Raw genomic sequence first — 15061 nt, 5'->3', positions numbered from 1 at the left:
CTTGCAATCGGACAAATACATTAGCTATGTATAAGCGATTCGATGTTTGTAATAGATATAGGTGAAATTGATTGCAAATCGGGTGGGGACTTGGTTTGGCGGGTAATTTATGGACGGTACATCGCTGATTACGGATGTTCTGGCCACGGATTTACAAGTACCAATTTGGGGGGTGAGGTTTCAGGCTGGCAAAGGGTTATTGCTTTGAGGTTCAAGCATAGGGTAATTACGTATGCTGCGGGGCGGGATAAGAGCAGGGCTAAGCTTTTTCTTTTGCGTTCTAATGCCTGTTCATCTAAAGGCCTGCAGGTTCTTTCTTGATACCTTATTTTCTGCGTTTGAGTGTTAGCCACTTTCATAACATTTTAGAAAGTAAAAAGGCGGGTTGAAACCCGCCTCAGATGATAAAGAGAGAATGAAATCTGTATTACTGACCTAATAGACTCAGAGCAATAGTTGGACGCTGGTTAGCCTGTGCCAGCACTGTCTGTGAAGCCTGCTGAATAATGTTGTTTTGAGTCAGAGCAGCGGTCTCAGCAGCGAAGTCTGTGTCACGAATTCTGCTGCGGGCATCAGCCTCATTTTCAGAGATGGAGGCCTGGTTACGAATAGTGCTTTCCATGCGATTTTGCAGAGCGCCAAGCTCAGCGCGCTTGGAGTCTACCTGCTGGATGATCTTATCGATGTTTCCAAGAGTATATTGGGCAAGTGATGCAGCGGAAATGGTCCATCGAACGTTTGCTTTATGATCGTTAGTCGCACCATCAACAACAAGTCCTTGTGTTGCGTTTTTGCCTGCTGCCGTAGTGATGTCTTTTGCCTGTGCGAAACCGGCCATTGCAGCGAGTCCAGAAAGAGTAAATGGCTTATCCCACTGCATTGATAGTGTATCGCCAGCATTGGCGCCTACCTGGAAAATAATCTTTCCTGCATTGGCTCCATTACCACCAGGAATAAGGCTGTTTTCAACTTTAAGATGTGGAACTGTATTATTTGGGTCGTTCTTACCATTCAGAACCGTTGCTCCCGCAAATGTGGTCTGGCGGGCAATACGGTTGATTTCCTGGGAGAGCTGGGTGACTTCTTCCTGGAGGGCCTTGCGGTCGGCCTGGGAGTTGGTGCCGTTGGCGGACTGGACGGCCAGGACACGGATGCGCTGGAGCATGTTGGTGGTTTCGTCCAGAGCACCTTCGATGGTCTGGGCAAGGGCAATACCGTCGTTGGTGTTACGGTTACCCTGGTTGAGGCCATTAATCTGGGAGGTCAGACGGTCGGAGATCTGCAGGCCGGCAGCATCGTCCTTGGCTGAGTTGATTCTCAGGCCTGAGGAGAGTCTCTGATATGAGGTATTTAAGCTCAGGGTGCTGTTTGCCAGCTTGCGTTGGGCATTGATTGAGCTGACATTCGTGTTAACGTAAAGAGCCATATCCGATCTCCCCTTATGGCCTTATACGGCCACTACATAATCTTCTCTTATCGTTCTCATGCCATGGGCATGGTCATAGTTTTCCCTATTCTGGTGCAATGGCTGTGCCATGCATTTAAATATGCCTGAAATTAAAAAGGCGGGATAAACCCGCCTCAGATGATAAAGAGAGAATGAAATCTGTATTACTGACCTAACAGGCTCAGAGCGATAGTAGGACGCTGGTTGGCCTGTGCCAGAACAGTCTGAGACGCCTGCTGGATAATGTTGTTCTGAGTGAGAGAAGCGGTCTCAGCGGCGAAGTCTGTGTCACGAATTCTGCTGCGGGCGTCAGCCTCATTTTCAGAGATAGAAGCCTGGTTACGTATGGTGCTTTCCATACGATTTTGGAGAGCACCAAGCTCAGCGCGCTTAGAGTCTACCTGCTGGATTATTTTGTCGATGTTGCCAAGGGTGTACTGAGCAAGTGATGCTGCAGAAATTGTCCAGCGGACCTGTGCTTTTGCATCATTTGAAGTTCCGTCGACAACAAGACCTTCTGTAGCATTCTTTCCGGCTGCATTTGTTATATCTTTAAGCTGCACCAAATCCAGCCATCTTTGCAAGACCTGATAATGTAAATGGCTGACCCCAGTTCAGAGAAAGAGTGTCATTAGCATTTGCGCCTACCTGGAAAATAATCTTTCCTGCATTGGCTCCATTACCGCCTGGGATCAGGCTGTTTTCAACTTTTAAATGAGGAACATTATTAGTAGGGTCGTTCTTGCCATTAAGAACAGTAGCGCCTGCAAAGGTTGTCTGACGGGCAATACGATTGATTTCCTGTGAGAGCTGGGTGACTTCTTCCTGGAGGGCCTTGCGGTCGGCCTGGGAGTTGGTGCCGTTGGCGGACTGGACGGCCAGGACACGGATGCGCTGGAGCATGTTGGTGGTTTCGTCCAGAGCACCTTCGATGGTCTGGGCAAGGGCGATACCGTCATTGGTGTTACGGTTACCCTGGTTGAGGCCATTAATCTGGGAGGTCAGACGGTCGGAGATCTGCAGGCCGGCAGCGTCGTCCTTGGCGGAGTTGATACGCAGGCCTGAGGACAGTCTCTGGTAGGAGGTATTTAAGCTCAGAGTGCTATTGGCCAGCTTGCGCTGGGCATTGATGGAGCTGACGTTCGTGTTGACGTAAAGAGCCATATCCGATCTCCCTTTATGGCCTTTTACGGCCGATAACTTCTGTTTCTCTTATCGTTCACATGTGCTGAACATGATCTTATTTAGTTTATCTGTTAGCAATGACCATGCCACTGACATTGATGACGGTGGTTGTGTTTTGTAGAATGCTCTATAAAAGGTATTACAGACTGTTCAATATGCTTTCCCTGTTAGTCCTGCCCAGGCCTGACTTCAGGTCAGCTCATGCGCCGCTTTCTGAATTCATATCCCTCTCAATCTTCTTCATGCTTGTACCTGAGCTCTTGCCTGGAGCTGCTACTGCTGGTGTCATCAGGCTATCCCCATCCATCTGATAGTTATCCTCTGCTCTGTGTTGGCATAGCTCTCTCTACCCAATGTAAGTTTCATAATATGTATATGCCTGTCATGGTCGTGCTTTGGTTGTCATGGCCTGGCCTGGCTGGACATTACATGTGCCTGACAGGTTCTGGGAATTGCCAGGTTGAAATGTGTCGATGTTACGGGAACAGCCAGGTTGTGCCGTGAAAATGACGGTAAGTTTTGCCTTGGCTGTGACAGGAAAATAACAGCGTCTACTGGCTGTCACAGTTGTGACAGCAGGTATTTTCTGGTCAAACTTAAAAGTACGTTGGTGAGTGTCTCCTGGGTGGTGGTCACGTGGGGATGTGACCTGCAGTGAAAATTTCCGGGAGTAAAGTCACGACTTTGCCGTTTTGGAATGTCTGAGGCAAATGGTTCAAAAGATGGGGGTCTTGCTGGGTGGTACGCAGCATAAATGTGATGAAAATCAAGTTTTATAACTGGCACACTACCTGCAATAACATCTGTGCAGACAGGTTATTTATCCTGTTCATGCTTTAAAGAGAGAAAGAAAAAAGTCTTTGCATTCTGTGCCGGTCAGCCTGTAAAAGCCACCGGGCACAGATTTAAAAGGTAAAGAGAGAGAATATGCGGGGAGCCCTGCTCCCCACATTGTCGTTATGAGAGCGGCAATAATTGCACCCTGGCAAAGACTCAGCCACATTCGGCTTAACTGTTCCTGGAGAAACGATGTGTTTCTCGTAACCGGAGTTTAAAGAAATGCCTTTATTCATTAACAGCAACATTTCATCTTTATATGCCCAGCGTGCCGCCCAGCGTGCCAATGACAGCCTTGATGTCTCCTACCAGAGATTATCCTCAGGCTTACGTATCAATAAGGCCAAGGACGATGCCGCAGGCATGCAGGTTGTTAACAACCTTTCCACTCAGCTTGACGGTCTGACTCAGGGTAACCGTAACACCCAGGACGCTCTGGCTTTCTGCCAGACCATTGAAGGTGCTCTGGATGAAGTTACCAACATGCTGCAGCGTATTCGTACCCTGTCAGTACAGTCTGCCAACGGTACCAATACCGAAAAAGACCGTGAGTCCCTCCAGATCGAGGTTACTCAGATGGTTGAGGAAATCACCCGTATTGCCAACGACACCACCTTTGCCGGTGCTGACGTCTTAAACGGCAATGCCGGTATCGCTTCTTTCCAGCTCGGTGCTGACCCATCCTCCATCGTTAAGATTGACCTGACCCAGTCCATGGACGTTAACGGTCTGGCCTCTCTGGCTGTACTGTACGGCGGCAGCGAGGAGTTTGAGCTTGACGGTGTTAAGCACAAGATTAAGGATGTCTTCAAGAACAACGGCAACAAGCCAGGTATCGACATCAGCACTGCTGAGTCTGCCACTGTAACTCTGGGCGGTATCGATCACCTGATCAACGCTGTAAACCGCAAGCGTGCTGAGCTCGGCGCTTTACAGAACCGTTTTGAAGCAACTGTACGTAACCAGGACTCCATCAAGGAGAACGTAGCTTCCTCACGTTCCGTATTACGTGATACTGACTTCGCCGAGGAAACTGCCAACCTGACCCAGCAGAATATTATTCAGCAGGCTACTGCCACTATCCTGACTCAGGCTAATCAGCGTCCACAGGTTGCCTTAAACCTGCTCAACCGCTAACTGAGACCGGCAGAACTGCCCTGAACAGTTTTCTTTAAACTCTCATAGAACAGCCTGCTGTACTGTCCGGCACAGGACAGAATCGGTATGGCTGGCATCAGAAACCATCGTGCCCTTTTGGGTATGATGGTTTTTTTTGACCTGAAAACACAACCCAAATGCCGATTTCAGGCAAACAGGATTTATGAAAGGCCAGATTTTGAAAATCCGGTTCCTGTTTAGAGGGGTACTGACTACCCTCCGCAATCAATACAGGCGTCAGCACGTTCAGCTACCTGCCGGTACATCCAAACCGGCAGTAGACAACCAGCACGTCAGTACCATTGTCCATCCGTCTGTAAGATACACCTCCCTTTCAGTCCTTCAACTGTCCGTAAATTAAGCAGTCATATCACCATTCAATCATGTCACACGGGCGACATGAAGGAGACAGCCAACTGCAAGGCAGTGCCCTGTCTCATATACTTATCACTCCATACATGTTGGTATCAGGTTGTATATCCGTGCCTTGCGCCAATCTGTACTCTTCAAGGCATTGGTCAGCAAGCCTGTCAAACAGGAAGCCCGTCAGCAATAAACCTGTCCTGAAAGAATGTCAGCCAACAGGCTGTGCTGCAAGATCAACACCCAATAAGCAAGCTGCCCGCAAAGTCCCTCACAGTCCAGTCATCAGGCTGCCCGCAAAGGCCATGATCAAACCAGTTATCAAGCTGCCAGCAAACTGCCTATGCAGCCATTGGTGTTTAGGCAATATGGCAGGTTAAACGTACACATACATGGCCAGGTAAGGTCACAACAGGCTCAATCCCGGTGAGGCTGTGCCCTGTTATGCCGTGCAGTGCCAGGTTATGCCATGCCCCGTTGTGCCCTGCATTTCTGTTCAGATCTATGGCGTACTCTGCAATACCATGTCCGGACTGTCTTGTCTCATGGCCAGTTGCCAGTTCCGTGCTTACCTGCTGTCATGTTGCTTTTGACTTCAGGGATGGGCCTGCTGGACCATACTGTCATGCTGGTGGGGCATCCTTGTAGAGGAACGCTGGAGGTCAGCCTCATGGTTCATTTCAGCGGGCTGAAAACAAAACAGCAGCCTCAGGGGACTGAGGCTGCTGTCTGTGGCGGCACAGCGTGGCTGGCACGCCGTGCCGGGTTGCGTGACGTCCGTGGATGGCCGCAGCCGCAGGCTGGCGGCCATCCAGGGCATCAGGCTGACGGGGCGGCTGCGACAAAGGTGGTGCTGACAAGATAGGCTGTGTAGCCAATGTATGTTGCCAGCATCAGGCCACCTTCAACACGGTTGATACGGCCTGGTCCTTTGATACCTATGCCTACAATGAGGATAAAGAGAGTAAGACCGGCCATGACTGTCATGTCACGGTAGAAGACCTCAGGCTCTACTATCATTGGGGAGATGCTTCCGGCAATACCTACAACGGCCAGGGTGTTAAAGAGATTGGAGCCAATGATATTGCCAAGGGCAATGTCATGCTCTCCTTTCATGGCAGCAATTATGGAGGAGGCCAGCTCTGGCAGTGAGGTGCCTACTGCCACAATTGTAAGGCCGATAATCAAATCACTGACACCCAGGGCAGTAGCAATCTCAACTGCACCCCAGACCAGCATGCGGGAGCTGGCAATCAGTAACAGCAGACCAATGACCAGCCACATGATGGCACGGGATAAAGGCATGTCATTTCCTTCATCCTCTTTCCCCTCGTCAGGGTCTGGTACTACCTTTTTATTTCTCTCCTGCAGGCTCTGGTAAATGGTATAGCCCATGATAAGAGCAAATACAGCGATCATGATAAAGGCATCGAGGCGGGTAATCTCATTGTCCCAAACCTGGAACATGGCAAGAGCAGTAACGGCCAGCAGTACTGGCAGTTCTTTGCGCAGTACCTGAGATGATACGGCTACCGGGCTGATAATGGCGGTCAGACCAAGAATCAGGCCGATATTGGTGATATTGGAGCCATAGGCATTACCAAGGGCAATACCTGGATTGCCATCACTGGCAGCCAGGGCTGAAACCACCATCTCAGGGGCTGATGTACCAAAGCCCACGATGATAATACCGATAAGCAGAGCCGGCATGCCGAAGTAGCGGGCTGTTGCTGCTGCTCCGTCAACGAAGCGGTCAGCACTCCAAACTAATAAAATCAGGCCAACTACTATGGCCGCAGCAGGAAGAAGCATATTTACCTCATGCAGTTTGCTGTTACAAGGATACTGTTAATACAGACAGGGTGTGATTGTAATGGCACAAGCTTAGGAATGTCTTTTGACGGCCAGGGTGGCTGTCGGGTGCCATTTAGAAGGGCTTATGGGAGGCCTGAAAAAACAAAAGCCTCAAACGGTGCTTTTAAACCGTCTGAGGCTTTGTTTGAGAATTCTGGTGGAGGTGGTGGGATTTGAACCCACGTCCCAAAAGACTCTACCGTCGGTACTACATGTTTAGACTTCTCTTTGATCTCAATACTGGCTGCGGAGAGTCACGCCACCAAATATCCAGCTTGATAAAAGATTTAATGCTTCCACCTCAAGCGAAGCTTCCACACGAGCTGATGAGGAAACTGACACCGGATTTGCTAAGCGACACCAGCAGGGCTTAACACCGATGGCCTTACGCAGGTTATTAAGCTGCTAAAGCGTAGTTTTCGTCGTTTGCGACTATTTTAAAGGACTTTTTACGAGGCAATCCGCCCTCGACATGCACCTCAGGCTCGGTAACTTCCGGTCGAATCCAGAATCACCCCCAAGGGTGCCCCGATTATATGTCTTTAAATGCCATCATGCAAGATGCAGCAAACAAAATCTCCTGCAACGGCATGACTGAGCAGGCCATGGTTTTGAGGTCCCGGCCTGACGACAGTCAGCCACGAGCCGGCAAGGCCTGGGCATCATGTCTGGACATGGACAGGTGCCCTACATGCCAGGACCTCTCTTCATATGGACAGTAAGGCAGTCTTTACAGCCCCTTACATCTCCCTTTTCTTGGCTTGCATGGCCTCACCCTGGGCTGATCAGTGGCTGACAGGCACTGGGTAAGGAGTAAGGGGGAGTGGGCAATAGAAAAGGGGGCAATGGGCTATGGGCAATGGGGCAAGCCGTCAGTCTACGGGCGAACGATGAGAGATGAAATCTGCTACAAGCCATAAGATAAATGCCGGATGCGAAGTTGACTGAGCGTCCCTGTGAGCTGCCCCGGTCAGCCCATATCAAAGGCTGCATAGCAGCCTGGATGATTAGCCGCATGGCAGCTGAGATGAATGGCGGCGGTATGCCTGAGTTTCATGGCCTGACTGAGGTCGGGAGCTGGATTAAGTCAGGGTTGCAGCAGGCTTTTTGTAGCCCGGATGGTGCCTGCCTGGGGCGTATGTGCTGGGCAGGCACCATGATGGGCCGTTAAATGGCTGAGGCTATTAAATTTTGCAAAAGCCATGGCACAATAAGAGTTTGTCTTATAATTGCCGACATTGGCATTTTGAAATTATTGTGTGGCTACCCAATGCATAAATTCATTACCAGGCGGTTGCATCAGCTGCTTTCTCAGGGATTAAAGCTGTCAGTGCTGGCCATGGCTGTCTACGGCCTGTCAGGCTGCACCGTTAACAACGGCGGACCTTTTACTCCGGCGCTGGATGCTCCTTTTTCTATTGATAAGGATGAAACCATACTGGTACTGCCTGATGCTGCTGAAAGAGAGCAGTATCAGATGCTGCTCACTCAGTTTACGGCTGCCCTTGCAAATCCGGGCATAACCCGTGAGCAGAAGGCTCAGCTGCTCTATCAGCTGGGCATTATCTACGACCGGCTTGGTCTTGATGTCACAGCCCGCAACATGTTTCTCAATGCTCTGGTAGAAGTTCCTGATTTCCCTCAGGCCTACAATTTCCTGGGTATCTACCTTGCCTCAGCTGAGCGCTTTGCTGAAGCCTATGATGCCTATGACTCAGTGCTGGAGCTCGATCCCAAAGAGAAATTTGCCTGGTTTAACCGGGGCATTGCTCTTTACTACGGTGGCCGATCCGAGCTTGGTATAACCGATCTGCTCAAGTTCTACGAATTTGACAAAAATGACCCTTTCCGTATTGCATGGCTCTACATTCTGGAGCGTGATGTCTACGGTGAGGAATATGCCACTGAGAAAATCATCGAACGTCGCAATGCCATAGACAAAAAGGTTCCATGGGGCCTTGAGGTGCTCGACTTCCTGAGCGGCAAGCTCAGCTCCAAAAAGATGATTGCTGATCTGCGCAAGGCAGCAATCGATAATGTAGAAAGAGGACGTCGTCTGTGCGAGGCCTATTTCTACATGGCCAAGCTTGCCCAGTTTGAAGGACAGTACAAGAGAGCCTATGACCTCTTCCACCTGTCCATGGCCACCAGTGTCACCGGCTACCTTGAATACCGTTACGCCATGATGGAAATCATGCGCCTCAAGCGTTTTGAGGCCGTAGCCATTGTCGACACTCAGGCCAAAGAGCAGCAGCGCAAAAGAAATGAGCAGCTTGAGGAGCAGGCCGACGAGGCCCACCGCTACTTTGAGGCTCAGCGCAAGCTCATCGACACCAAAGCCACAGCAGACCAGCCAGCCTTCAAGGCCGCAGGCAATGCCGCAACCAGCAATACATCCCGGCAATCATCCAAACAGGCAGCTCAGCAGTCATCCATGCCTGCATCCCAGTCTGCATACATGGCTGCAGACCCGGCAGCATCCCCTGCTGTCGGCAAGGCACCTGACAAATCAGCTGCAAATGATTCTGCCAGGGATTCAGCAAAGGATTCGGCCAGGGCTTCAACCAGGTCTACAACCAAGAGCTCCGCCAAGTCAGCCGGGAAAGCAAAAGCAAAGACTGCAGGCCAGACAATCGACATGACTGACGGCAAGGCAGCTGATAAGACCAAAGCCCAGCCTGGTTCCAGTTCAAAGAACACTGCCTCATCAAATGAGCATGGCTCAGCCAAAGAAGATTAAAGCGTCAGGCAACTCAAAGCCCGAAAAGTTTGACAGTAAGACCTGTGTCAGTGCAGCAATATACTTAGAGGCCTTTGGCCATAAAAATGCCGTAAATCAGGCATAATAAACTCACTCCTCTGGTCTGCTGCAGGCTGCAGAGTTCCAGTAAGAACAAATACAGCTTTGCGAGACTGAAGAAAAGTCACGATCAACCGATGCAGTAAGCACAACAAATGTTGTAAAATCTGCACGCTCCCATGGGCATTTCAGTATGCACCCCATCAAGGGTTGCAGCCATGGGAACGGGCAGCACCACATGCTGCAGACTTGGCAAGGGGCTAAACCCTGCTCAGTCAAAAAGTTAAAGGACCGGCAACAGCTCATGATGAGCTGAGTGCCGGTCCTTTAAAGATCTCACATGCAAAAGTCTCTGCAGTCAATGCAAAGGTTGCAGAGTTTGATAATATATAAGAACCGACACCGCAAAATGCAGGGCAGCTCTCAGCAGTTGCCTGTAAAGGGATGGTGTACGGACTTGTCACATGCTACAGGCTCAGTAAAGCATGCATACTCTGAATGGCTGAGTCTGAATAAAGTAATGAACCGCAAGCGTACTGATGACTTAATCACAGACGCTGTGGTCATCTCACATGCCAGCGGTTTTGCAGTCACCGAAAAGCTGCAAAATCCGTCAGTTTGAAGGACCTGCGCTTATGCGGACTAACTGGATAGTCCGCAGGTCTTCCTGTATCTCCCCATGCATAAGACTCTGCACACATGCAGAGTCTGAAATATGCAAACTAAAATAAAATTCATGCATCTGCCGCATACATTCAGTAGCCGCAAGGTGCCCATACCGTCTCACATGTAAGCAGATTCTGCAGAGATCAATACCTGCAAAATCTGCATTCTCCAAAAAAGTAGCAGCCCAATGCATACTGGCAACAGTAGCATTTGGCCTGTTCGTCCTTTCTGCATCAGATTCTCCAGGCAATCAGATACCTGCAAATCTGCTATCCCCAAAAAAATAACCAAACAAGTAACAGCACATACTGTGTACTGCCCAACAGCCTGCAGGGGCACTATCCTCCATTGTTGCAATAAATGTTGCAAAAATTGCAATAAACTGCAATTTTTTCAGCCGAAGAATCCATTAGTAAAGCTGCCTGACAAGTGACGCAGGTCTCCTTTAGGTCCATTATCGATTTTTATATATGCAATAAAATTACATACCATGTAATGTTTCGAAGGACCAGGGCTACCATGGAGCCCATGCAGGCTCATGATCGTCAGGATAGGCATGGAGGCATTAGGTTCGACCATCTATTTGTTGATCTCAATGCAATATTTGCTGCAAGAAATGTAAAAGGTAGCTGAAAGGAGTGCAGTTAACTGCAAAGTCTGCAATTGTCATAGGCCTGTAGTGGATGAAGGACTGTTGGCAGGTGGAGCCGTTGATCAGGTAGTTATTGAATAATATCCATGCAATAGATTCTGCCATGAATGCAATTCACTGCAAAGACTGCAACATACGGGTGAGCCATTGGATGCAGGGATGTGTAAGGGTAAGTGACCATTGACCAGGTGGTTATTGAATGACGTCCATGCAACATCTGCTGCAAGGAATGCAATTATCTGCAAATTTGCAAACCACATTGCGAACATTTGCTGCGTACCTGTTGCAAGGGAGGAGCAGTTAATCTGGTGATAATTGAATATCATCAATGCAACGATTGATGCAAGAAATGTAAGTTTCTGCAAAACGCTGTAAAGCCTGGGAGCTGTCACCACGGCGGTCACCACGGTGTTCACTGAGGTGGTCCCGATCCTTTGGTCTTGCTGGCATCTGCCGTTTCATGATGTTCAAGGCCAATCATTGCTCACCAGCCACTCATCTCAGCATACTCTCACCAGGCCTTAGGCTGTACCAGCCCTCAATGTCCAGTAATACCCCTGCAGAGCCATTCGTACACGAAGTAGCCTGAGCAGCTACGGCACACAACTTACAGCCTCTGTATGGCAATCTGAACCTGTAGCTCAGATGGCATCATTGGCTATGAGGGTAATGGATCTTGAGTAACTGGCTGCTGGCATGGCATGCCACTCATGGCGGGGAGCTGCAGGCTACTGCATATGTATTTCAGTGGTGTTGCCCATTGATTTGAAGTACATCGGTAGCTTGCATCCCAGCAGTCTAAATGGCTACACGAGCACTACCGTAACCCGGTGTCTATGCCCTTATGCACGGCAGCCATAGTAAATCAATTTGCCCTTAGTCAGTTGCCTGTCAGCTTTAATGCCGTGCTGTACTGTGGAACCGTAAGTCTGGAACCTTATGCTGAAAAGCACCTGAAAATCCAGCCTAAGGATACTTTCCAAAAGTTTTATCAATACTCAAAAGCCACTCCCCACCTCCAGCTCAACAGTCAGCTCATCTCAAGTGCCCTGTCTAATTGCTGCTAACCAGATTTGGTAATGGCAGCCAAATAAGCAACTGACTGTATCGACATCGTATCGTGCCCTTAGCCCTGCCCAAAGCCACCTGCAAATCCCAATTTTAAGCCTTATCCGGGCTCGTAAGCATAAGCGGAAATCTTTGTCGTTTAGGGCCGTGGGATTAACGTATTCCTCATAAGAGTGCTGTTTCCATCTGCCCTTGGCAGAAAAGCCCATGCCCTAAGCCGCACCATTCACCCTCACTTGACTGCCATTTAGGCCATCTTGCTTAACCTGCAAAACTGTAAAGCAGCAAATCACAAAAGCACTAACGTGTCTGTAGAGATTTAGTAGTTCGAAAATACTTTACAAAGTGTTATGAATCTTTCACTAGGTTTCAGCCGTATTGCGTCTTTCTCAAAAGCCACTTCTCATACTTCATCCAGTAAACGGTTGGTCCTGAAGAATAATATGAATTATGGCAGGAGCTTATTGCTGAGGTTGGCTTTTTGAATGTGGAGACTTTGGAGGGACTTATCAGGCAGGCTGTATTGCGGGCAGCATTGAAGTTGTCACTAAGAATTAGGTCGGACAGGTGTTGCCTTGGCAGCAGGTATGTGTTTGAACTCTAAGCCACATGAAGCTGCAAGCCCTCGTATCTGTTGCAGATACGAGGGCTTGAGATTACTGGTGATTTTTGCTGTTTTGAACTGTGTTTGCTGTGGACGCTGGCCTGCTGGCCTGCGCTTTTAGCGGTTGGTAGCCTTGAGGGCAGGACGCAGGAGGCGGGCTTCGGCTGTTTCGGTGTATTTGCCCTCCACACGGTCAATAAGGCGGTTAATAGCCAGCTCGGCTGCCTTGACCAGAGGATGAGTAATGCTGGCTACCTGATATGGCAGGATGCTCAGCCATGCCGGGTTATCAAAGGTAAAGATACGAAGATCCTTATTGATTTCAATGCCCTGGTCATAGCAGGCCTGCAGTATACCGGCAGCAATGGAGTGGTTGGCTGCAATAAAGCCGTCTATTGGCTGGCTGGCACGGCAGCTTTCCGGAGTGGCACTGGTTGGCAGCAGGATATCGCTGCAGTCATCGGCAAGAGAGGCAGTTGTTTTTGATTTGCGTGACTTGCCTGAGACTTTGCGGCCACCTGCTGCCGGGGCAGCAGCATCGGCAGCTGCTGAGGCTGAGGCTGAAGTGCCTTTGCCATTGCTCTGGGCAGCTGAGCTGCTGTCTTTTGAGCTTATGACTCCGGTGCAGGTGTTAATCAGGCTGCTGGTCAGACGGCGGGCATCATTGATAAGGCCGTCGGCATTGACGTCCTTGATGAAAAAGGAGCTGTACTCAATATCATCATAGGCACACTGGGTCAGGGCCAGATGACGTGATTTAAATGAGGAGATACGGTCGATATTGCCAAATACTACGGCAAGATGACGACAGCCCTGGTCACGCAGGTAACTGGTGGCCATCTGCATAGCGGCAGTATCATCCATGCGGAACTCATCATTGATGTTGGTAGAGGTACTGCGGTCGAGCTCTACTACAGGGATATTGTTGATGGCAGGCAGCAGTGAGGCTGTGGCCGATGAAGGAATAATCACTACACCACAGGCATTGAGCACAAGCAGACGCTCAAAAGACTCACGCTCCTTGACCGGGCTTTCATCTGTGGAGAGCAGTACCGGGAAGTAGCCACGCTTGTAGGCTGTGTCCTGCATGATATTGGCTGCCTGTGCAATGAGAATGTCGCACAGATCGTTGACCACAATACCAATGGTGCGGGACTGCTGCTTGCGCAGATTGCGGGCTGAGATATTAGGGTGATAGCCAACTTTCCTTGTGTACTCCAGAATCTTCTGTCTTGTTTTAGGTGAGACCTTTTCCGGAGCCGATAAGGCACGGGAGACAGTTGATGGAGCCACTTTCAGGGCTCTGGCTATGTCGGTAATAGACTCTGGCATACTGTGTCTCTCCAGATTAATGCAAACCTTTGTTGTGGCAGCAAAGTTGATTAAACAGGTATTCATGCACTGCCATTTTCATTATTGCAGGGCAAATTGCTGACAATTTGCTGCAATATGTATACAGCTTACAGCACTTTTGCAGCAACTAGTACCAAAAAAGGGGGATTAAGCCAATTTTGCCACCGGTGTCACGTATTAAGACATTTACAGCCCTAATCTCAGGCCATAATGCCCCATATGACCACACCACCACAGCAAAGCCCATGTGGCCATGCCCGGAGCCATAAGATCATCGGCAAGCAGGGCACTGCAACAATTCAGTCACTCCTCACATCAGCACAGCAAAGCCGCTGCATAGTCACTCACACCCCACACAGGCAAGGTAGTGCAACTGCACAGGTCTGCCACACCACACAGGTACTGTGGGGCAATAGGCATCTCAGCCTCACCCCATACTGGCACAGAAGTGCAATTGCAAAGCTTAGTAACACCCCACATTGGCACAGTAGGGTAACAGCTCAGCTCCACTAAACCCCACATCAGCACAGCAAAGCAGCGGCATAGTCAGCCAAACCCACACTGGCACAGTAGAGCAAGGAGCAGTGCTTACCCACCACAAGAGCCCTCCGGGTCAAAGGCCATCTTCACCAGAAAAGCACCTTCTGATACTGCTGCCCTTGAGCCATGCAATGCACGGACGCATCCTTCCTCGAAAAACTCATATCGGCAGCTGCTCCATGGTTTCTAAGCGGCGATTTTCAGCCCAACCATCGGCTCAAAAGACGGCCATTACCACTTATCTCAGCAAAGTTGCCGTGATCTGCCTCAAAGGCAAATACTCAGTCCAAGCGCTGCAATAGTCTGACTGCCAGTCATATACCCCAATAAAACATCACCTCTGCCAGCCATTTCACCCATTAGCTTGCCATATGGATACATATGTGGCTGCAGACCTGCAAGACCATCAGCAAGCAAGCCAGCAGGCAGGCAAGCCAGCCAACAAGCCGAATGTATGCTTTCTGCTTTCTTACTTTCATGGCAGTCTCCAGTTTGTCCTTTGTGTGGGATATGAGCTTGTTTTTCCTATAAACA

General features: G+C 49.6%; 5 protein-coding genes, 1 other RNA gene and 1 pseudogene. 2 read left to right on the top strand and 5 right to left on the bottom strand.

Going from position 1 to position 15061, the window contains the following annotated elements:
* Positions 1–427 precede the first annotated feature (427 nt).
* A complete protein-coding gene (locus MXE41_RS06375; protein ID WP_247099895.1) occupies positions 428–1426 on the bottom strand; it encodes a flagellin in 999 nt (332 codons plus the stop codon).
* 185 nt (positions 1427–1611) lie between these two features.
* Positions 1612–2611: pseudogene (locus tag MXE41_RS06370) on the bottom strand (flagellin).
* 1080 nt (positions 2612–3691) lie between these two features.
* Between MXE41_RS06370 and MXE41_RS06365 the strand changes: the two are divergent.
* Entirely contained in the window at positions 3692–4606 is a 915-nt protein-coding gene (locus tag MXE41_RS06365) for a flagellin (RefSeq protein ID WP_247099894.1), read from the top strand.
* 1203 nt (positions 4607–5809) lie between these two features.
* Here the strand turns inward: MXE41_RS06365 and MXE41_RS06360 are convergent.
* Together MXE41_RS06360 and ssrA are read right to left on the bottom strand one after the other, a co-directional pair.
* Entirely contained in the window at positions 5810–6802 is a 993-nt protein-coding gene (locus tag MXE41_RS06360; RefSeq protein WP_247099893.1) for a calcium/sodium antiporter, read from the bottom strand.
* 197 nt (positions 6803–6999) lie between these two features.
* Positions 7000–7363: a transfer-messenger RNA gene (gene ssrA, locus MXE41_RS06355) on the bottom strand.
* A gap of 751 nt (positions 7364–8114) precedes the next feature.
* Between ssrA and nlpI the strand changes: the two genes are divergently transcribed.
* Positions 8115–9584, top strand: coding sequence for a lipoprotein NlpI (nlpI, locus tag MXE41_RS06350; RefSeq protein WP_247099892.1), 1470 nt, complete (start codon positions 8115–8117; stop codon positions 9582–9584).
* Positions 9585–12751: 3167 nt separating this feature from the next.
* Here nlpI and MXE41_RS06345 read toward each other — a convergent pair.
* Complete coding sequence (locus MXE41_RS06345; protein ID WP_247099891.1) at positions 12752–13966, bottom strand: LacI family DNA-binding transcriptional regulator; 1215 nt, start codon at positions 13964–13966, stop codon at positions 12752–12754.
* Between the last annotated feature and the right edge of the window lie 1095 nt (positions 13967–15061).

The sequence above is a fragment of the Anaerobiospirillum sp. NML120449 genome (assembly GCF_023051105.1).
Lineage (GTDB): Bacteria > Pseudomonadota > Gammaproteobacteria > Enterobacterales > Succinivibrionaceae > Anaerobiospirillum.
The sequence above is the reverse complement of the archived record's forward strand: the minus strand, read 5'-3'. Positions and strand labels throughout refer to the sequence as shown.

Excerpts from the sequence above, each read along its gene's own strand:
- MXE41_RS06375 (WP_247099895.1), bottom strand. The coding sequence starts at position 1,426 with ATGGCTCTTTACGTTAACACGAATGTCAGCTCAATCAATGCCCAACGC.
- MXE41_RS06365 (WP_247099894.1), top strand. The coding sequence starts at position 3,692 with ATGCCTTTATTCATTAACAGCAACATTTCATCTTTATATGCCCAGCGT.
- MXE41_RS06360 (WP_247099893.1), bottom strand. The coding sequence starts at position 6,802 with ATGCTTCTTCCTGCTGCGGCCATAGTAGTTGGCCTGATTTTATTAGTT.
- nlpI (WP_247099892.1), top strand. The coding sequence starts at position 8,115 with ATGCATAAATTCATTACCAGGCGGTTGCATCAGCTGCTTTCTCAGGGA.
- MXE41_RS06345 (WP_247099891.1), bottom strand. The coding sequence starts at position 13,966 with ATGCCAGAGTCTATTACCGACATAGCCAGAGCCCTGAAAGTGGCTCCA.